The organism is Nocardioides aquiterrae, from assembly GCF_039526625.1.
Classification (GTDB): domain Bacteria; phylum Actinomycetota; class Actinomycetes; order Propionibacteriales; family Nocardioidaceae; genus Nocardioides; species Nocardioides aquiterrae.
Window position 1 is genome coordinate 47,744 of sequence record NZ_BAAAJE010000001.1, and the last position, 19,201, is coordinate 66,944.

Annotated in this window: 17 protein-coding genes and 1 pseudogene; 1 reads left to right on the forward strand and 17 read right to left on the reverse strand. The window is 69.8% G+C overall.

Annotated elements, in window-relative coordinates; translation table 11 throughout:
• Positions 1-60 precede the first annotated feature (60 nt).
• The 17 genes and pseudogenes from ABD086_RS00250 to ABD086_RS00330 all read right to left on the reverse strand — a co-directional run.
• Positions 61-1,707: a GMC family oxidoreductase gene (locus ABD086_RS00250; RefSeq protein ID WP_343904602.1), complete on the reverse strand. Its 1,647-nt coding sequence runs from the start codon at positions 1,705-1,707 to the stop codon at positions 61-63.
• Entirely contained in the window at positions 1,694-2,170 is a 477-nt protein-coding gene (locus tag ABD086_RS00255) for a hypothetical protein (protein ID WP_343904604.1), read from the reverse strand. Before ABD086_RS00255 ends, ABD086_RS00250 begins: the two co-directional genes overlap by 14 nt.
• Entirely contained in the window at positions 2,167-2,589 is a 423-nt protein-coding gene (locus ABD086_RS00260; protein ID WP_343904605.1) for a hypothetical protein, read from the reverse strand. The genes ABD086_RS00255 and ABD086_RS00260 overlap by 4 nt, the downstream gene beginning before the upstream one ends.
• Positions 2,590-2,601: 12 nt before the next feature.
• On the reverse strand, positions 2,602-4,254 hold the full coding sequence (locus ABD086_RS00265; protein ID WP_343904606.1) for a GMC family oxidoreductase: 1,653 nt from the start codon (positions 4,252-4,254) through the stop codon (positions 2,602-2,604).
• A gap of 256 nt (positions 4,255-4,510) precedes the next feature.
• The gene (locus ABD086_RS00270; RefSeq protein ID WP_343904607.1) at positions 4,511-5,287 is read right to left on the reverse strand and encodes an IclR family transcriptional regulator; all 777 of its coding nucleotides are present in this window, start codon (positions 5,285-5,287) and stop codon (positions 4,511-4,513) included.
• 39 nt (positions 5,288-5,326) lie between these two features.
• Complete coding sequence (locus ABD086_RS00275; RefSeq protein ID WP_343904609.1) at positions 5,327-6,460, reverse strand: mandelate racemase/muconate lactonizing enzyme family protein; 1,134 nt, start codon at positions 6,458-6,460, stop codon at positions 5,327-5,329.
• The gene (locus tag ABD086_RS00280) at positions 6,457-7,797 is read right to left on the reverse strand and encodes a nickel pincer cofactor-dependent isomerase, group 22 (RefSeq protein ID WP_343904611.1); all 1,341 of its coding nucleotides are present in this window, start codon (positions 7,795-7,797) and stop codon (positions 6,457-6,459) included. The genes ABD086_RS00275 and ABD086_RS00280 overlap by 4 nt, the downstream gene beginning before the upstream one ends.
• Positions 7,794-9,530, reverse strand: a complete 1,737-nt coding sequence (locus tag ABD086_RS00285; RefSeq protein ID WP_343904612.1) for a dihydroxy-acid dehydratase — start codon at positions 9,528-9,530, stop codon at positions 7,794-7,796. Before ABD086_RS00285 ends, ABD086_RS00280 begins: the two co-directional genes overlap by 4 nt.
• Before the next feature lie 52 nt (positions 9,531-9,582).
• Entirely contained in the window at positions 9,583-10,770 is a 1,188-nt protein-coding gene (lhgO, locus tag ABD086_RS00290) for an L-2-hydroxyglutarate oxidase (protein WP_343904613.1), read from the reverse strand.
• On the reverse strand, positions 10,770-11,489 hold the full coding sequence (locus tag ABD086_RS00295; protein ID WP_343904614.1) for an ABC transporter ATP-binding protein: 720 nt from the start codon (positions 11,487-11,489) through the stop codon (positions 10,770-10,772). Before ABD086_RS00295 ends, lhgO begins: the two co-directional genes overlap by 1 nt.
• Positions 11,490-11,508: 19 nt before the next feature.
• The gene (locus tag ABD086_RS00300; RefSeq protein ID WP_343904615.1) at positions 11,509-13,290 is read right to left on the reverse strand and encodes a branched-chain amino acid ABC transporter ATP-binding protein/permease; all 1,782 of its coding nucleotides are present in this window, start codon (positions 13,288-13,290) and stop codon (positions 11,509-11,511) included.
• On the reverse strand, positions 13,290-14,165 hold the full coding sequence (locus ABD086_RS00305; protein WP_343904616.1) for a branched-chain amino acid ABC transporter permease: 876 nt from the start codon (positions 14,163-14,165) through the stop codon (positions 13,290-13,292). Before ABD086_RS00305 ends, ABD086_RS00300 begins: the two co-directional genes overlap by 1 nt.
• A gap of 22 nt (positions 14,166-14,187) precedes the next feature.
• Positions 14,188-15,519, reverse strand: a complete 1,332-nt coding sequence (locus ABD086_RS00310) for an ABC transporter substrate-binding protein (protein WP_343904617.1) — start codon at positions 15,517-15,519, stop codon at positions 14,188-14,190.
• A gap of 82 nt (positions 15,520-15,601) precedes the next feature.
• Positions 15,602-16,366 (reverse strand): SDR family NAD(P)-dependent oxidoreductase, encoded by a 765-nt coding sequence (locus tag ABD086_RS00315; RefSeq protein WP_343904618.1) that lies wholly within the window; start codon positions 16,364-16,366, stop codon positions 15,602-15,604.
• 4 nt (positions 16,367-16,370) lie between these two features.
• Positions 16,371-16,787, reverse strand: a complete 417-nt coding sequence (locus ABD086_RS00320; protein WP_343904619.1) for a GlcG/HbpS family heme-binding protein — start codon at positions 16,785-16,787, stop codon at positions 16,371-16,373.
• Positions 16,788-16,821: 34 nt separating this feature from the next.
• Positions 16,822-17,640, reverse strand: a complete 819-nt coding sequence (locus ABD086_RS00325) for a cyclase family protein (RefSeq protein WP_343904620.1) — start codon at positions 17,638-17,640, stop codon at positions 16,822-16,824.
• Positions 17,633-17,845, reverse strand: a pseudogene (locus ABD086_RS00330) (tautomerase family protein); the annotation flags it as partial. The pseudogene ABD086_RS00330 and the gene ABD086_RS00325, both read right to left, overlap by 8 nt.
• Positions 17,846-17,976: 131 nt before the next feature.
• Between ABD086_RS00330 and ABD086_RS00335 the strand changes: the two are divergent.
• Positions 17,977-19,182, forward strand: coding sequence for an MFS transporter (locus ABD086_RS00335; RefSeq protein ID WP_343904622.1), 1,206 nt, complete (start codon positions 17,977-17,979; stop codon positions 19,180-19,182).
• Positions 19,183-19,201: the final 19 nt, after the last annotated feature.

Sequence of the window (19,201 nt, forward strand, 5' to 3'; positions counted from 1 at the left end):
CCGGGCCCTCCTCGGTAGCCCCCGGGACCAGTTCCTGGCGATCCCGCGCGAGGCGTCCGGCTAGGAGGCGTTTGCGGCCTCGACCCGCCGGCCCATCTGCGCCACGAGCCGGTCGGCGCACCGCAGGGCCAGGGCGCCGATGGTCGACGTGGGGTTGCCGGCGCCTCCGGTCACCATGGAGCTGCCGTCACACACGACGAGGCCCGGGGTGTCCCAGACGCGGTGCCACGGGTCGGTCACGCCCTCGCCGGGATCGCTGCTCATCCGGCAGGTGCCCATCAGGTGCCACCCGGGCTGAGCGAAGTTCTCGTCCATCGGCTGGAGGTCGACCCCGACTGCTCCCGCCGCCCGGCTGATCTCGAGCAGCCGGTCGCTGCCGAACTCGAGGAGGGCCCGGGTGTTCTCGTGCAGGTCGTAGTGGACCTTGGCGGCGGGAAGGCCGCTGGAGTCGCGCACGTCGGGGTCGAGGGTCACCCGATTGGTGGCGACCGGCAGGTCGTCTGCCTGGATGGCGCAGAACACGTGCCGGTCGAACCGCTCCTCGAACTCTCGGTGGTGCGCCTCCCCCCACGCCGCTGGTCGCCGGCCCGTCGTACCACCGAGGGCGCTCCAGGCCGGACCCCAGGCACCGCCGAAGGTGATCGTGATGCCGTTGACGAAGCCGCGCGCGACGTCGGTGTCGTACCACTCCTGGCAGTACGGCCCCGCCCCGAACGGGCCCTTCCAGTGACCGGTGGGCCGGTCGAACCACATGTCGGCCAGCCGGTAGCCGTGGGTCATGAAGTGCCGTCCGACCTGGTCGCGACTGTTGCCGAGACCGTCCGGGTGCGTCGCCGATGTCGAGAGCAGCAGCATCCGAGGCGTGCCGATGCCGTTGCAGGCCACCACCACCAACGGGGCGTTCACGCGGTGTCCCGAGCCGTCGGTGAGGTCCTGGTACTCCACGCCGTCGACCTGACCGAAGGCGTCGGTGCTGATCCTGGTCACCCGGCTGAGCGGACGGAGGTCGAGCCCCTGGGCGATGGCCGGCTTGAGGTACGCCTGGGTGGCGGTCCCCAGGGAGCCTCGCGGGCACCCGATGTTGCACATCCCGCAGGCGTTGCAGGCGAGCCGGTCCCCACGGTCCTCGGTGAGGATCGCGTTGTCTGCCGGCCACCAGTGCAACCCGAGCTTCTCCAGCCCGGCGGCGACCAGGTTGAAGTACTCACCGTGCATGGGCAGCGGCAGGCGCGGCGCCCCCGGCCTGGCGGGGTAGGCGAGGTCGCCCGGGACCCCCGAGATGCCGACGTCGAGGTCGTTCTGGTCGTAGTACGGCGCGAGCTCCTCGTAGGAGACCGGCCAGTCGATGGTGCCTTCGAGCCCGTGCTCGGTGCCCTTGCGGAAGTCGACCGGCTTCAGCCGGTGCCAGAACCCGGAGTAGTGGTTGGTGCTCCCGCCGACAGCGTTGTAGAGGTAGGGCACGAACGTCCCGTTGGTGGCGACCGGGAAGTCGTGGTCGAGCGCCCGGACGTTGGGATCGAACGCCCAGTCCCGCCGCATCGAGAACTCCCAGTCGTCCCCGAAGTGCGGGTGGTCGAGTGGTCCCACGAGCGGGCCCTGCTCCAGGCAGAGCACCTTCGCCCCGGCGCGCGTCAGGACGTAGGAGATGGCCGCACCCGCCATACCTGCGCCGACCACGACGACGTCCGGGGAGTCACCCGTCGACACGAGACACCTCCGTCGTCTCGGTGTAGGACCCCCGTCGTGCCGACGGCACCAGCAGCTCCTCGGACTGCGGGTAGCCCAGGGGCTGGGGCGCGCCGTGGTAGGCGTAGCCGCGGTCGATCATGGCGGCCAACACCCGGCGCGACGAGTAGTAGCCGTGGTAGACCAGCTCGCGCAGGTAGGCGAAAGCGGTCGGATCGTCGCGCTCCATCGCGACCAGGCTGGCCGTGGCTTCGGCATCCGATCCCGCCGGCCACCGCTGGGCGACGGCAGCGAGCACCTCGGCGTCCTGCCCCGAGGCGCGCTCGGCCACGAACCTGCCCACCTGTGCCTCCCGCCCCGACGGGTAGCCCGCGCCGCCCGGCACGAGTGCAGCCGCCATCGTGGCGACGTACGTGCTCAGCTCCTCGCTGAGAGCCGGTGGGTAGTACCCCGGACGCGAGTGGTGGGGGAACCCCGCGGTCACGTCGGTTGTCCCTCAGCGGGTGCGTCGCGGTAGACCTGGCCGCGTTCCGCCACGTTCTCGAGCAGGTCGAGGTAGGTGTCCGTGTCGTCCCTCGCCACCGTCGGCACCTGCCCGGGGTAACCGATCAGCTGCTTGACCGCCGGGTTGAGGAAGTACGCGCCGGCAGCCAGGGTGCCCAGCGCCTCGAAGGCGGGGATGTGGTGCTGGTTGAGCAGCTCGACCGCCTCGTCGGCGGGAAGGTCGCCGGCCGCCTGAAGGGCCTCCTGCAGCCCGGCCACCAGGTCGGGGCGGTAGCCCAGTGCGTCGTCGAGCCACTTGGTGGGCACGTCGGCCTGGCTCGCTGAGGGCATGCCCTCGGCCGCAGGGATCAGCACGTCGGCCAGCGACGCGAAGCGCGCGCGTTGTTCGTCGGTCAGCATCAGGAACGCTCCTCAGACGGTCGTCGTGGTCGCGGACACGACCTGGTCCCGGCGGTTGGCGATGAGGTGCTCCACCGAACGCAGCGCGATCGCCATGATCGTCGCCGTCGGGTTCACACCGGACGACGTCACGAAGGTGCTGCCGTCGATGATGTAGAGGTTCGGCACGTCGTGGGACCGGCCCCACTGGTCGATGACCGACGTGGCCGGGTCGTTGCCCATGCGGGCAGTCCCCAGCAGGTGCCACCCGCAGTCACGCATCAGCTTCGTCGTCGACGTCCGGATGGCACCGGCGGCCTCGTGAGCCTCGCGGGCCCGCTCGACGTGGAAGTCGATCAGACGGCTGGTGTTCTCCGAGCTGGTGTAGAGCAGCTTGGGCGCCGGAAGGCCGTCCGAGTCGGTGAGCTCCGGGTCGAGGACGACCCGGTTCGACTCGTCGGGAAGGTCCTCGGCGATGATCCCCCACTCGAACGATCGACCGAGGTTGGCCTTGACGTTGCGGTGGAAGTTCAAGCCCCACGACTCGTCGACAGGTCGTCCGCCGTACCCCGCCCTCAGGCCGAGCGGTCCACCGCTGGGCATCACGTTCCACTTCGCGCCCCGCACGAAGCCCCGCGAGGTGTCGGTCTCGTAGAACTGCATCGACTCGATCGACTGGCCGGCAGGACCGAGCCAGCTCTCGAGCGGGTCCTCATAGACGCCGACGACGGCGCCGTACGGGTGCATCATCAGGTTCCTGCCGACGAGACCGGAGCTGTTGGCCAGCCCGTCGGGGAAGAGGTTCGACGTGGACATCTGCAGGAGCCGGGGCGTGCCGATGCCGTTGGCAGCCAGGATGACCACCGAGGCCTTCTGCTGCCGCTCGGAACCGTTGCGGTCGATGTAGACAGCGCCACTCGCGCGGCCTTGGGCGTCGACGGTGACCTCTCGGACGCGTGCGCCGGTGACCAGGCGAGCTCCAGCCTCCAGGGCGGCAGGCCAGTGGGTGATGTCGGTGCTGGCCTTGGCGCCGGCGGGACAGCCGGTGAGGCACGCACCGTAGCGAAGGCATGCCGGGCGGTGGCCGAACTGACGCGACGCGATCGAGTTGGCGCCGGGCCACCAGTGCCAGCCGAGCTTGTCCATGCCTTCCGCGGCCTTGCGGCCGATCTTCCCGATCGGCAGCGGCGGGAGGGGGTAGGCCTCGCCCGGGGGGTACGCCGGGTTGTCGGCCAGGCCCGCGACCCCCATGTCCCGGTCCATCCGCTCGTAGAACGGCTGGAGCTCCTCGTAGGTGAACGGCCAGTCGTCAGCGATCCCGTCGAGCGTCTTGACGCGGAAGTCGCTCGGCAGGAACCGGCACCAGTGCGCGGCGTAGAGGAGCGTGCTGCCCCCGACGCCGGCATACATCAGCGGGTTGACGTCCGACTCGCTCGTCTCGACCGGGTAGTCGGAGGGGTTTCCGCGAACGTTGGGGTTCGGGTGCCACTGCTTCTGCCGCACCAGCTCCCACTCGGGCTTGTCACCGGCGAAGACGCTCGGCGGCGTCCAGTCACCCTGCTCCAGGCACACGACGGAGAAGCCGCTCTCGGCGAGCGCCTTCACCGCGACCGAGCCGGATGCTCCGGCTCCGATGACCAGGACGTCGGCCACGTCCGGGAGGTCGACACTCTGGTTGATCGTCATGATCCCCTGCGCTTCCAGGTCACGGCGCCAGGCGCCTCTCCAGTTCCCCCAGGTACTGCTCGGCGGCACCGGCGCCACCCCGGCGCTGTGATGCTCACCACGTCGAACGCTACGCGAAGCGTTTCTCTGGGCGCAACCACCTAGCGAAAAAAGAAACACGCCGACGGCCCCGTGAGAGGCGTGAGCGGTCGGCTGCCCCCGGTGGGCGGCCCCGGAGACGGACCGTCGGCGAAGCCGCGAGCGGCGCCGGAAGGGCTCAGCCGGCAGGATTGGCGGGCTTGCGGCCCCGGTAGCCCAGCCGGGAGCTGGCTCGCTCCGCGACATCGGTGACGAGCTCGCCGAGCTCCTGCTCACCCGCTTCCTGGAGCCGGAACTCCGGCATCATCGCGGAGAGAGCAGCGACAGCCTTGCCGGCTGCGTCGTGCACGACCGCGCCGACGGCGACCACGCCGTCCCGCCAGTAGCCGCGGTTGACCGCGTATCCGGTACTCCTGAAGTGTCCGACCATCTCGCGCAGCCGCGCGGGGTCGGTCACCGTGTGCTCGGTCGCGTCCTGGAGCGGCTCGCTGAGGTACATCTCGAGCAGGTTCGGGTCGTCGGCGAGGAAGGCGAGACCCGAGGAGGAGGTGTGAGCCGGCCACACCTCACCCACCGTTGCGACGGAGACCACCGAGTGCTTGGACGGGATGGAGTCGATGCAGACGGAGTCGCGCCCCGCGAGGACGGCGAGCAGCGCGGTCTCGCCCGTGCGTTCGTGGATCTCCTCCTCGGCCCACCGCAGCTCCCTGCGGATGTCGATGTGACCGAAGGCCCACGCAGCCAACATGAGACAGCGCGGCCCGAGGGCGTAGCGGCTGTCCTCCTGCTGGACGACGTACCCCATGGACTGCAGCGTTCGGGCGACGCGAAAGGCGGTCGCCTTGCTCACGCCCAGGCGAGCTGCAAGGGCGGTGGCACCGACCGGGCCGTCGAGGAGGGCCTCCATGAGCAGGAGGGCTCTCTCGACCGAGGCGATGCCTCCCTCAGAACCCATCCGCCCTCCTCAGCCGCCTCGCGCGTCCGCCCGCGCGGTCTAGATCGCGAATGCCCTGACGACATCCTCCTCGAGCTCGAAGCCTAGTCCCGGCCGGTCCGGAACGACGGCACACCCCTCGGCGGTCGCGAGTCGGGTCTCCGGGGTGACGAGCACCTCGAAGTTGTAGATGTCCTTCGACAAGGAGAAGTGCTCGACGGTGAGCGTGTTGGTCGTCGCGGCAGCCAGGTGGGCGTGCAGGTTGGCGTGCCAGTGCGGCGCCACGGGCAGGCCGAAGGTCGCTGCTGCGGCGGCCACGCGCAGGTACTCGGTGATTCCCCCCAGCACCCCCGCGTCGGGCTGCAGGATGTCAGCCGCGCCGTGCTCCAGCAGATCTCGGAACTCCCACCGCGACCCGGCGATCTCACCGGTGGCGATGGGCGTGCGACAGCGTGCTCGGAGCCGGGCGTGTCCTCGGACGTCGTCCGGCGAGAGTGGCTCCTCGAACCACCAGAGCCCGGTCGCGCCGGCTGACTCCTCGAAAGCCCGGAGGGCTGCCTCGGCGTCAGCGGTGGTCCGGTACGCGTTGTTGGCGTCGAGGGCGAGACGACCCCGCCCCTGCATGGCCTCGACGGCAGCAGCTACCCGTGCGGCGTCCTCCGCGACGGGCAGACCCCCGACCTTGATCTTGTGGTCGGTGAACCCACGCTCGACGTTGTCCTCGATCTCTCGCGTGACGGCATCGGTCCATGAGCCTTCCTCCGGCTTGTAGTAGCCGCCGGACGCGTAGGCCGGGACCGGGCCGGTGCGGCCACCGAGGAGGACGGCCAACGGAAGTCCGGCCCGCTTGCCTGCGAGGTCCCAGAGAGCGATGTCGACCGCAGCGATGGCCCGCATCACCGCTCCTCGGCGTCCGTGGAGGAGGGTCTCCTGGTACATCGCGTCCCAGGCCCCCACGATGTCGTCGCCCGGCCAGCGTCTGAGCAGCGGAGCGAGGATGCCGTTCACGGCCTCTGCGACGACGGCGCCACCCGATGTTCCTGCATACGCGTAGCCGATGCCCTCGTCGGGCGAGTCGTCGCGGCCAGCACGGACGAGCACGTAGTCACGCTTGTCGAGCAAGCGGGTGGAGATGCGCGTCGGCCGCTCCACCGGAACGCGCACGGCCACTGCTTCGAGGGAGGTGATGGTCACGTTGCCTGCACTCCTGACGTTGCGGGCCACGGCACGAGGCCTTGGCCGTCGAACATGGGACGAGGGCCCTCCTCGTCGACGACCTCGAGCCCCGCACCGTCGTCGAGCAGGTTCGGCGTGACCATGAGCTCGTCGAGAGCCAGGGTGTTGCGGATCCGTACCACCCGAGCCAGGGCCGGGTCGGCCACGCCCGCCGTCAGGATCGCGGCGGCGACGGCGTCGCGTTCGGTGGCGAGGGCGATGGGGATCTGGGCGCGTTGTACTCCTTGGAGCCCGGCCGTCAGTGCGTTCGCATACGTCGCGGCGAGGTCGACACGCTCGAGGGCACCGACCGGGATGAAGTCGGCCAACCCCAGCCCGACGGCGTTGCCCTCCGAGCCCGGGGTCACCCCGAGCACGACGACGTTGGTGACCGTGGGGCCAGGCGGCTCGGGGCTCCCGCGCACCATCCGGCGTCCCAGCACGTTGGTGTCCATCCCGGTCCCGGAGATCTCCTTGCCCATCCGATCGACCACCAGGACGTCGATCTCCGCGAACGGGAGACGTGCCTCGTGCGAGCGAGCGCGCGCCAGCAGCGTTGCCTCCGCGTCGCCGGCAATGCCGTCCCGCGGGACGAAGTCCAGGGCCAGGAGCTGTTTCCGACTGCTCTCGGTCACGGCCAGCCCGCCCAGGATGGGAAGCCGGGAGGCAAGGAGCGAGTAGGCCGCGACGATGCGGCGCTCGAGGTGCAGGGGCCCGAGCCGGTGCAGCTCCTCGGCGCCGCGCTGCTTGGCCAAGCCGATCGCGAACATCTTGGCCAGGCCGCTCTCCACCCGACCTGAGAAGGAGGTGTGGCTCTTGAGCCGGTTGACCACGAGGATGTGGTCGGCGGCCGACGCCTCGACGGCCACGCTCACCTGCACGTCGTCGACGTGGCCCACGACCACCGTCTCCATCGATGGTCGGATCGGCGCGATGTCCTCGGTGATGCCGAGGTCCCTCAAGACGGCCTGCTGGCCGGCGGCTGTCACCGCCCCGTGAGAGCCCATCGCAGGCACCAGGAAGGGCTGGGCCCCGACGCGACGAAGCTCCTCGACCACCGCTCGGACCACCTCGGCGATCCGGGTGATCCCGCGGCTGCCGACACCGACGGCGACCGTCTCGCCCGGCCGAACGACGCGCAGCGGCTCGACCAACTGCTCGTGAACGATCGACCGAACATCGAGCGGTGGCTCCGGGGGTGCAGGGGGTCGGCGGACGCGCAGCACCTGCGGAACCGGCACCTCACGGGTCACGATGTCGCTCAGCTGGAGCGAGGGCAGCACCGGGCGGGCGGCGGGCCGTCCGGTCGCGGTCATCGCGGCGGCTCCGGCTGCAGAGCGTCCCCTCGATCCTCATCGTGGGCCATGAAGTCGAGGTCGGCCCCGAGGTGCGCCTGGGTGACGGTCTCGGCGTACAGCCGCCGCCAGCCTCGGGCGGGAACCTCCGGCGCCGGTTGATCCGCTCGCCTCCGTGCGAGCTCCGCCTCGTCCACGAGGAGGTCGATGCGACGCTGCTCGACGTCGAGCCGCACCAGGTCGCCGTCCCGCACGAGGCCGAGCGGCCCACCCACCGCACTCTCCGGCGAGCAGTGCAGCACCACCGTGCCGTACGAGGTGCCGCTCATCCGCGCGTCCGACACCCGGACCATGTCCGTGACGCCCTCAGCGGCAAGCCGCCGAGGGATCGGGAGCGAGCCGGCCTCCGGCATGCCGGCCCCGACCGGACCGGCGTTTCGGAGCACGAGGACCGAGTCCGCCGTGACGTTCGTACCGGGGTCGTCGAGCCGCTGCGCGGCGTCTTCGGGGGAGTCGAACACGACGGCAGGTCCGGTGTGCTGGAGCAGCGAGCCGGTGGCCGCCGACACCTTGATGACCGCACCCTGGGGTGCCAGGCTGCCCGAGACGACGGCCAATGCCCCAGGCGGCCCCAACGGGTCATCGAGGCTCCGGATGGTGCTCTGCCAAGGCGCCGGGTCGGGCACCTCGTCGAGGAGGTCGCCGAGGGAGCGCCCGGCCAAGCCGCGGTGCTCCAAGCGCAGCAGCGGCCGGAGCGCGCGGAGCAGCACCGGCACCCCGCCGGCACGGTGCAGGTCCTCCATGTAGCCCCTGCCGGATGGCTTGAGGTCCACGAGCAGCGGCGTCTCGCGCGCGATGTCATCGAAGTCCTGGAGCGTGACCCCGGCGCCGGCCCTCCGGCTGATGGCGAGCAGGTGCACGATGGCGTTGGTGGACCCGCCTACCGCCGCGAGCACGCGCAACGCGTTGTGGAAGGCGTCGGGCGTGAGCACCTCTCGTGGGAGTACCGGCTCGCGGGCCAGCTCAACCGCGCGTCGACCGGTGCGCACGCCGTGCCTCAGCCGGTCGCCGGTGGGCGAGGGAGGTGTTGCCCCACCGGGCAGCATCATGCCGAGCGTCTCCGCCATCGTGGCCATCGTCGAGGCGGTGCCCATCACCATGCAGGTGCCGGAGGTCGTGGCCAGCGCGCCCTCGGCCTCCCGGATCCGCTGCTCGTCCATCTCCCCCGAGCGGAACTTGCCCCACAGGCGTCGGCAGTCCGTGCACGCTCCGACCCGCTCCCCCTCGAACGTGTTGGTGAGCATCGGGCCGGTCACCTCGATGAGCACCGGCACGCTGCTCGAGGCAGCTGCCATCAGCTGGGCCGGGACCGTCTTGTCGCACCCGCCGACCAGGACGGCGGCGTCCATCGGTTGGGCACGGACGAGCTCCTCGGTCTCCATGGCGAGCAGGTTGCGAAAGAGCATCGAGGTGGGGGACAGCAACGTCTCCCCCAGGCTCATCGTCGGGAACACCATCGGCAAGCCGCCTGCTTCGGCGACTCCGCGTTTGATGCTGTCGATCAGACCCGGCATGCCGCGGTGACAAGGGTTGAAGTCCGAGGTCAGGTCGGCGATGCCGACGATGGGACGGTCGAGATCGTCGGAGTCGAAGCCGGCCCCCGACAAGAACGCACCGCGGAGGAAGCGGCTGAAGCCGACGTCGCCGTACGCCGTCATGCCGCGTGCGGCGCCCGTCGGCTTGTTCGTGGTCACGGAACCTCCTGAGTCGGGTCGGCGGAGCGTGCCGGGATCGCGTGCCGTGCCCTCACTCCCTCCAGAGCTCCCGCGCGATGTGCTCTCCGATCGGAAGGCAGGCAGTGGCGGCGGGAGAGGGTGCATTGAGCACGTGCAGGGTGGGTCCGTCGCGGAGGAAGAGGAAGTCGTCCACCAGCTGTCCGGCGCGAGTGACGGCCTGCGCGCGCACTCCTGACCCAGCACGCCTGATGTCGGACGTGCGCAGCTCGGGGACCATCTGTCGGGCTGCGCGGACCAGGGCGCGTCCCGCGAGCGAGCGGGCCATCTCTTGCGCCCCTGTTCCGGCGTACCGGCGCGCGAGCCGCCACGCGCCGGGGTAGGAGGCGGAGTCCCACACGTCTCGTAGGGCCACGTCGGACCACCGGTAGCCCTCCCGGGCCAGCGCTGGCACGGCATTCGGTCCGATGTGGACGACCCCGTCGATCCCGCGAGTCAGATGCACACCGAGGAAGGGCAGAGACGGGTCCGGCACGGGATAGATCAGCCCCTTCACGAGGTGATCGCGTTCGCGGATGATCTCGCTGTACTCGCCTCGGAACGGCAGGATCCGCACGCCTGGGTCGACCCCCGAAGCCCGGGCGAGCCGGTCGCTGTGCAGCCCGGCGCAGACGGCAACTCGTTCGGCTTCCCAGCCGTCGTGGGCGGTCAGGACCCGGGCGACGCGCCCGACCTTCTGGACGGACAGGACCGTGGTGCCGTCCAGGATCTTGCCCCCCGCGGCGCGAACGTCGTCCGCCAGGGCAGCCGCCACCAACCCGTAGTCGACCGTGCCCGTCGAGTCCACGGCCAGCGCGCCCTTCACCCGCAGGTGCGGCTCGCGTTCGAGGATCTGCTGCGGGGTGAGCCGCCGCACCGGAACGCCGTTCTGCTGTCCGGTGACGTACAACCGGTCCAGCTGAACCATCTCGGAGTCGCTGGTGGCAACCACGAGCTTGCCCGACACGTCGACCGGTATGTCGTTGGCGACGCAGAACGCCTTGAGGGCCGCCGCACCCTCCACTGCGAGCCGCGCCTTGAGCGAACCGGGCTTGTAGTACAAGCCGGAGTGGATGACTCCCGAGTTGTGACCGGTCTGGTGCCGGCCCACCTCGGCTTCCTTCTCGAGCACGACGACCGGCTGATCCGGCTTGAGCCGCTGGAGGGCGCGCGCCGTTGCCAGGCCCACGATCCCGCCACCGACGACGACTGACGGACGCATCAGAACAGGTCCCACCAGACTTCGCGCTGCTGCGCCTCCGCCCCGGACTCCTCCAGGACGATCGAGCCGTTGCGCAGGACGTAGACCCGATCGGCGATGCCGGTCACCGCCTTCACGTTCTGCTCCACCACCAGGACGCTCATCGACCGCTCCTGCGCCAGCTCGCGGATGGTGCGGAACGTGGCTCCGACGACGGCGGGTGAAATGCCGATGGACGGTTCGTCGAGCAGCATGATGCGCGGCTGCGCCATCAGGGCGATGCCCAGCGACAGCTGCCTCTGTTGACCGCCCGAGAATCGCCCGGCGATCGTCGACCGTCGCTCGCCGAGGACCGGGAAGACCTCCACCACCTCGTCCATGCGGCGCCGGATCTCCTGGCGGTCCGAGACACCCGAGGCGCCGAGCTCGAGGTTCTGCTCGACCGTCAGGTCGCGGAAGATCGGCTGCTCCGCCGGTGTGATCGACATGCCGCGCCGGACCATCTTCACGCTGGAGACCCGTTCCACACGTTCACCCTCGAACTCGATCTCGCCTGAGGTCAGGGGCACCATCCGGATGAGGGTCTTGAGCAGAGTCGTCTTCCCTGCGCCGTTGTGGCCGAGCACGCCGACCACCTCACCGGGCGCGACGTGGATGTCGACGTCCGACAACACCCGGCGTTTGCCGTATCCGGCGGTGATGCCTCGACCCTGCAGGATCGGTTGCACCGCGACCTCCATCGATTGTCCGGTCATGTGGTCACGTCCCGAAGTAGAGCTCGGCCAGCTCGCGCCGGTTCATCAGCTCGTCGACGGTCCCCTGCGCGATCACGGCCCCCTGGTCCAGGAAGACGGCTCGGTCGGCCAGCCGCTGCACGAAGTGGACGCTGTGCTCGACGAGGCAGACCGTGTGCCCCAGCGTTCGGAGCCTCGCGATCCCGTCGATGACCTTCTCGACGCTGGCCGGGTCCACACCGCTCGTCGGCTCGTCGAGCAGCAGCACGTCGCAGTCGGTCGCGAGCAGCCGGGCGATGGCGACCAGCTTCTGGTCGCCGTACGACAGCTCACTCACGCGGAGGTGGGCCCGATCGGCGATCCCGAGCAGGGCGAGGCAGTCGAGCGCCTTCTGCCGGACCCGCTTCTCGGCGGTACGGGTGGCGAACGGGCGGAGCACAAGACGGCTCACGCGCTCACCCGGCTGGTTCTGCACGCCCAACGCGACGTTGTTGAGAGCCGTGAGTCGCTGGCACACCCGGACATCCTGGAAGGATCGTGCGAGTCCCTTGCGGACCAGCTGGTACGCCGGCTTCCCGGTGACGTCCTCACCGCGGAGGAACACCCGCCCCTCGTCGGCGCGGAGCGTCCCACAGATCATGTTGAAGATCGTCGTCTTACCTGCGCCGTTCGGGCCGATGAGCGCCGTCACCTTCCCGCGTTCGAGCTCGAACGTCGCCCCTGCGACGGCCTTCAGGCCACCGAAGCTCTTCTTGAGGTCGAGGACCTGGACGATCGGCTCGGCCTCCCCTTCGGTGACGACCTCAGGGGCGTCCTGGGACAGCCGAGCCAGCGCCTCCTCCTCGGTCGGCACCACCTTCGGCGCCTTCCGGCCCCGCCAGTTGAGCAGCCGACCGGGACCGAATCCCTCGGGAAGAAGCCCCTCGGGTCGAAGCCGCATCATGACCACGAGTGCCGCACCGTAGATGACGGTCTGCCACGGGATGGCCTCGTCACCGACGTACTCCCGGAGGAACGGTTCGAGGAGCCCGAGGGCGATGGCGCCGACAACCGTCCCGCTGAGGTTCCCGATGCCTCCGAGCACGACGACGGACACGATGAAGATGGAGTAGGTCAGCGAGTAGTTGCTCGGTACGACGGAGCCGTAGTAGAAGGCGGCCAAGGCGCCCACGCCTCCGGCGATGGCGGCGCTGATGCTGAAGGCGAGCAGCTCCGGGACCACCGGGTTCTTCCCGACGCTGGCGACCGCCGACTCGTGCTCGCGGATACCTTTCAGCAGCCGCCCGAACGGGGACTCGCCCAGCCCCCAGCAGATGACGATCGCGACGACGGCGGCAGCCAGCATCACCCAGATGAACTGCTCGGGCAGGATCAGCGGCGTCGAGCCGAGCTGGATCGGCGGGATCCCGGAGAGCCCGTACGGTCCGCCGGTCACCTTGTCGAGAACCCCCATGAGCTGGTTCGCCACGAGCTGGAACGCCAGGGTGAGCAGGATCAGGTACTCGCCGCGGACCAGTCGCACCGCAGGGATCGAGATGACGAGGGCGGCGACAGCGGCGACGACGACGGCGACGAGGAGGGCCGGCACCCAGTGCCAGCTGAACCCGGTCTGCAGACCGGCGGTCGCGACGCCGCCGAGCTCCTCCACGGTGGGAAGCGTCAGTCGGGCGGCCGTGAACCCTCCGATGCCGAAGAAGATGGCGTGAGCCATCGACACGCGTCCCGCGTAGCCCAGCAGCAGGTTCAGCGAGACGCCCAGCGTCATGAGGATGAGGATGGAGATCGCGATGTCGGCGTAGTAGCTCATCAGGCGGCGGCCTTCCCGAGGAGCCCCTGCGGGCGGATGAGCAAGACGAGGAACATCGCGCCGAAGACGACCACCGGGCCGTAGTCGACCTGCAGGTAGAGCGCGCTCCAGCTGCTGATCAGCCCCAGGGCGAGCCCGCCGAGCGCCGCGCCCCACTGGGAGCCGATGCCACCGAGGAAGGCGGCGATGAATCCCGTCAGTGTGGGTTGGAGCCCCATCGTCGGCGTCGCGACTCCCTTGGCGGTGAACAGCAGGCCGGCGACGCCGGCCAACAGGGAGCCGATGAGGAAGACGAACAGGTAGACCTTCTTGCCGTCGATGCCCACCGCCTCTGCCATCGCCGGGTTCGTCCGCATCGCGGTGACGGACCGTCCGAACCGGGTACGTGCGATGTAGGTGGCCACCGCCGCGATCAACACCCAGCAGATGAGGAGGGTGGCCACGTCGTGCCGGGAGATCGTCACGGAACCCAGCCCGTACGTCGGGTTGTCCGGACGCGGGAGGCTCTGGTTCTCAGGGCCGAACGCGAGCTGGAGGAGGTTGGGGAACGCGACGCTGATGCCCAGCGACACCAGGAAGATGGTCAGCAGCGTCGCGTTCCTCCGGCGCATCGGCCGGTAGAAGAGCACCTCGATCGCCACGCCCAGCACGGCTGCTGCGACGAGGCCGACCACGAGGGCCGGCCAGAACGGCAGGCCCAGCGTGTCGGCAGACCACACCGCGGCGTACGCAGCGCCTGCGTACGCCACCGCATGAGCGAGGTGGAAGATCCTCGTCGTGGCGTAGATGACCCCGAAGCTGACGCCCAGCAACGCGTACGTCGATCCCACGACGAGGCCGGAGACCGTCAGCTGCGCCAGAAGTTCCAGGTCCATGGTGCTCCTCGGAGATGGACGGTCAGACCAGCGCCGAAGCGGGGTCGTCGCCCGACGCGATCTTGACGATGTCGGCGATCTTGCTCGGCTGCCCGTTGGTCACCTTGAAGACGCCCATCGGCTTGGAGATCGTGTGGTCCTCCGGGTTGAACTGCACCGTCCCAGGGGCGCTCGCGTCACCGCCGTACAGGGACTTGAACTCGGGGTTCGCCTCCAGAGCGGACTGGAGCGCGGTCGTGTCCGTGGGGTCACCACCGTCGGCGAGGACGCGCCGGACGAGCTCCCAGACGAAGAAGACCTGCTCGTAGTAGTTGGCCCCGTAGTACTCCGGGTCGGAGCCGAACATGTCGTTGTGGCCGTCGACGAAGATCTGGTTCCACGGGTTGGGGTTCTTGGGGTCGTAGAAGTCGGTGGCGAAGTTGTAGGTGTCGTACGACGCACCGGCCACCTTCGCCGCTTGCTCGGTGAACTCGATGCCCATGATGGGCACGGTGACGTTGGCCTCTCGCAGCTGCTTGACGAGGTAGCCCACGTCGTCACCGAAGCTGAAGGTCAGAATCGCGTCCGGGCTGGATGACTTGATCCGCGCCACGATCGAGCTGAAGTCGGTGGCACCGACGTCGTGCTGCTCGTTGGCGACGACCGTCCCGCCGGTGAGCTGCGCCCACACCGCAGGGCCGATCTCCTTGGCACCCGCGACGCCGTTCTCCTGTGTTCCGACGATCGCGAGCTTCTTCGCGTCGGGGTACTCCTTCGCGATCCATGCCAGACCGCCCGGGCACGGGTCGTCACCGAAGATCATCCGGGTCTGCCACAGGAACGGCTTGGCCACCTGGCCCGGGCTCGAGCCGCCGCCGTTGAACGACAGCAGCTTGTTCTGCCCGATGAGCGGGACGATGGCCTCGCTCGGCGCGCCGTAGGAGGTCTGGAGGATCTTGATCTTGTCCTGGGTGACGAGCTGGCGGGTGACCGTGAGCGCCGTGGGCACGTCACCGCTCTTGTGGTCCCCGATCTTGACGTCGTAGGTGATGCCGTCGGCGGACTTGATCTGCGCTGCGGCGAGCTGCGCGCCCTGGCTCATGACCTTGCCGAAGAACGACCCCTGCCCGGTCATCGCGAGGAGCATGCCGGCGGTGAGCGTCACGCCCGAGCCGCCCTCCTCGCCGCCGGGGCCGAAGATGTCCTGCAGCCCCTGGGCGACCTCGGAGTCGACCTTCGAGGTGTCGATCTTCGCGGCCGAGGACTTCGTGTCGCCGTCGCCCCCGCCACAAGCGGCGAGGAAGGACACCCCGCCGAGCGCGGCGCTCCCACGGAGGAAGCCGCGGCGAGACACGTCGACGGACGGGAAGCTCAAGCCGGACCTGCCTGCCGGCTTACGTCGGTTGTTCATTTCTGCTCCTGTTGTCTTGCGCGGTGATGTGTGGGTGCAACGGAGGTCAGGCGACGCCGCCGTCGATGACCAAGGTCTGACCGGTCATGTACGAGGAGGCGTCGGAGGCGAGGAAGAGGACGCCGCCGGCAATCTCCTCAGGAGATCCCTGGCGGCCCAGCGGCACGACCTGTCGAACCGCTTCCTCCTGCGAACGACGGCCTCCCATGAAGTCGATCGCGGGCTGGTTGAAGGGCGTGTCGATCCATCCGGGACAGACGGTGTTGACCCGGATGCGGTGGGGCGCGAGCTCGGCGGCCAGGGCCTTGCCGAAGCCGACGATGGCGCCCTTGGACGCCGAGTAGGCGGTCATTCCGGGGCCGCCCTTGATCGCCGCGAGGGAGGCGGTGAGGACGATCGATCCGCCGTTCTCGCGCAGGTGGGGGACGACGTGCTTGGCGCCGAGGAAGCAATGGCGCGGGTTCACGCTGAAGAGCGCGTCCCACTCGTCGACGGCGAACTCGGTGACTGCCCCGGACCGCTGCAGCCCCGCGTTGAAGAAGCCGACGTCCAGGCCTCCCCATCTCTGAGCAGCGGTGTCGACGAGCCGCTGCACCGCCTGCTCGGACGTCACGTCGGTCTCGACGACCGACGCGGCCCCACCCTCCTTCTCGATGAGGTCGACCGTCTCCTCGGCGCCTGCGACGTCGACGTCTCCGATGACGACGCGTGCACCGTGGCGCGCCATGAGCAGGGCGCACGCTCGGCCGATGTTGGCCGCGCCGCCGGTCATGACGACGCGCTTGCCCTCGAGCTGTCGGAGGTCGGCCATGGCGTCAGCCCGCGACGGCGGCGGCACCGGCCGCGGCGATCTCGTGGTCCTGGTCGGGAGTCCCGCCCGCCACGCCGATGGCACCGGCCGGCTTGCCGTCGATCGAGACGAGCACTCCACCGCCGAAGGTGACGAGCGCCCGTCCCGCGGCGAGGTGCGCGGTGTGCAGCCCGAAGAGCGCGCCGCCGGGCTGTGCGAGGGCCTCCACGTCGCGGGTGTCGCAGCCGAGCGACCGGGAGGTGTAGGCCTTCGCCTGCGAGATGGCAGCACTGGCCAGCAGCGCCTCGTCCATCCGCGCGAACGCCAGCAGCTCGCGGCCGTCGTCCATCACGGCGACGGACGACGGCGAACCGATCTCCTCAGCCTTCGCGAGGCACGCCTCGAGGGCGGCCTGAGCCTGCTTCAGGGACAGCGATCCCACGGTGTTCTCCTTCGGTTGGTTCTCTTCGTCTGGGTCAGGGGACGAGCGCAAGCGGACGGACCGGTGAGCCCGTGACCCCCTCGAGCTTCAGCGGGAGGCAGACGAACAGGAACTCGTGGTTCCCGCTGGCCGCCAGCTCCTCGAGCTGTAGGTTCTCGACGATGTAGATGCCGGCCTCGTAGATCAGCACCACGTGGCAGGGCAGGGATCCGAGCTCGGGGTCCACGTTGTCGGGGACGTCGAACGCGACGTTGTCCGCGCCGCAGAGGAACGGCCGGCGGTTGGCCAACCACCGAGCTGCATCCTGCGCCATCCCCGCTCCCGCGAGGTAGGGCTTGGGGTCTGCGTAGAGCCGGGCCGTCCCGGTCCGGACGAGGACGCAGTCACCGGCCTCCACCCGGACGCCTTGCACCTTCTCGGTCAGCGCCAGGTCCTGAGCACTGACGAGGTAGCCGGGCTCGAGGACGTCGACTCCCAGCGCCGCCGGTACGTCGAGCAGGACGCCGCGCTTGAAGACCGGCGGAATCGTCTCGGCGCCCAGCTCCGTGAAGCCGCGGGGAGTCTGGACCTCCGGGTTGATCTGGACGCCGCCGAACATCTCCATCTCCACGGCCTGGTGGCACAGCGCGTCGATGTGGGTGCCGGAGTGCTCCTGCATCGTGACCGTGCCGGACGCGCTGGTCCGGACGCCGTCACCGAGGGCCTCGTGGTGCCGGTGCAGCGTGTAGACGAATCCCGGCCAGTGCGCAGGGAAGATCGGCGCCCCGACGTAGCGCGGGTGCTCGAGCTCGAAGACGCTGCACCGGTCGAGCCCGCGTAGCAGCTCTGGCAGCGCCACGCCCTCGTCACTCATCCCGGGCCGCCTCGGGCAGGCGCAGCGGCTCGCCGCCGACGTTCCAGTGCCCCTCCGCGTACTCCGTCACCAGGACGGAGACCCGCTCGGGGCTCGATCCCAGGACCCGCTCGACGACCTCGGTGAGCTCGCGGACGAGCTGCGCCTTGAGCGCCGGCGGACGGCCCGCGAGGAGGTGGACTTGCAGCAGAGGCACGACCTCAGACCTCGTTCCAGTGAGACGGACGCCACATCCGGCGTTTCGCTATGCTAAACAGGTATCGCATGGAGAAACAAGACCCGACTTTTCGACGACCCGTCGGCGCTCCGGCGAGCCGCCCCTCGCGGCGGAACCCGATGGTGCCGGCGTTCAGCGCTGCCCAGGTCGTGGTCGTGGTGGTCTACGCGTCGGTGGTGGCCGGCGTGACCCTGCCGACGCCGATGTACGTCGACTTCCAGCAGCGCTGGTCACTGACGCATGCCGAAGTCACTGCGCTGTACGCCCTGTATCCGGTGGGCGTCCTGGTCGTGCTGCTCGGCGCTGCCCACTGGTCCGACGACATCGGCCGGCGGCCGGTCATGGCGATCGCGCTCGGGTGCAGCGCCGGCAGCTCGGTGCTCTTCCTCGTCGCGGACTCGTTCGTCGTCGCCTCGATCGCACGGGTGTTGACCGGCGTGGCCTCCGGATTCATGGTCAACGCGGCGAACGCTGCGCTGGTCGAGCTGGCACCCAGCGGTCACCGCCGCAGCGCCTCGATCCTCTCGACGGCGGTGAACCAGATCGGCCTGGGGCTCGGAGCGCTGGCGGCTGCCCTCCTCGTCCAGTACGGCCCGGCGCCCACCCGGCTGACCTTCGCCTGCCACCTCGGCGCGATGCTGCTCGCAGCAGCCTTGTCATTCACCGTTCCGGAGACCGTTGCCGCCCGCCGCACCAGGCCGCGACTGCGTCTTCAGCCGCTCGGGCTCCCTCCGGGGCGTCGTGCCGAATTCCTCGGCGCTTCGTTCGCTGCCTTCGCGGCTTTCGCACTCTGCGGCCTGCTCGCCTCGCTCGCTCCCTCCATCGTGAGGGAGCAGCTCGGGAGCGACCATGCGCTCCTCGGTGGAGGAGCGGGGGCTCTCGTCTTCGTCGTGTCCGGAGCGACGCAGCCCTTCTGGGCCCGACGCCGGGACACCGGCGCCCTGCTGGTGGGGTCGGGGTTGCTGGTCAGCGGCTTGGTGGTGATGACGTACGGGCTCTCCGCGGGCTCGGTGAGCCTGTTCCTCACCGGCGTGGCGATCGGAGGAGCAGCCGTCGGTGCGCTCTTCATGACCACGCTCATGCGGGTCAACCTCCTGGTGGGCGACGCCAGCCGGGCCAGGACCACCGGCACCTACCTCTTCATCACGTTCTCCGGGCTCATCCTGCCGACGCTCGGCACGGGTTTCGCCGCCGACCGACTCACGCAGCTGCAAGCGACCGTGCTGTTCTCCACCCTCACGGGCCTCGTCACGCTCGGCTCGCTCGGCCTCCTTCTGATGGGTGAGCACCGACGCTCCGCCAGAGTCGATCTGTCGCGTCGGTAGGGTCGAGCGGGCTGCCTCG

Bases quoted from the DNA above. Each gene is read 5' to 3' on its own strand.
- ABD086_RS00325 (WP_343904620.1), bottom strand. From the start codon at position 17,640: ATGAGTGACGAGGGCGTGGCGCTGCCAGAGCTGCTACGCGGGCTCGAC.
- ABD086_RS00265 (WP_343904606.1), bottom strand. From the start codon at position 4,254: ATGACGATCAACCAGAGTGTCGACCTCCCGGACGTGGCCGACGTCCTG.
- ABD086_RS00300 (WP_343904615.1), bottom strand. From the start codon at position 13,290: ATGAGCTACTACGCCGACATCGCGATCTCCATCCTCATCCTCATGACG.
- ABD086_RS00270 (WP_343904607.1), bottom strand. From the start codon at position 5,287: ATGGGTTCTGAGGGAGGCATCGCCTCGGTCGAGAGAGCCCTCCTGCTC.
- lhgO (WP_343904613.1), bottom strand. From the start codon at position 10,770: ATGCGTCCGTCAGTCGTCGTCGGTGGCGGGATCGTGGGCCTGGCAACG.
- ABD086_RS00335 (WP_343904622.1), top strand. From the start codon at position 17,977: ATGGTGCCGGCGTTCAGCGCTGCCCAGGTCGTGGTCGTGGTGGTCTAC.
- ABD086_RS00295 (WP_343904614.1), bottom strand. From the start codon at position 11,489: ATGGAGGTCGCGGTGCAACCGATCCTGCAGGGTCGAGGCATCACCGCC.
- ABD086_RS00315 (WP_343904618.1), bottom strand. From the start codon at position 16,366: ATGGCCGACCTCCGACAGCTCGAGGGCAAGCGCGTCGTCATGACCGGC.
- ABD086_RS00305 (WP_343904616.1), bottom strand. From the start codon at position 14,165: ATGGACCTGGAACTTCTGGCGCAGCTGACGGTCTCCGGCCTCGTCGTG.
- ABD086_RS00260 (WP_343904605.1), bottom strand. From the start codon at position 2,589: ATGCTGACCGACGAACAACGCGCGCGCTTCGCGTCGCTGGCCGACGTG.
- ABD086_RS00280 (WP_343904611.1), bottom strand. From the start codon at position 7,797: ATGACCGCGACCGGACGGCCCGCCGCCCGCCCGGTGCTGCCCTCGCTC.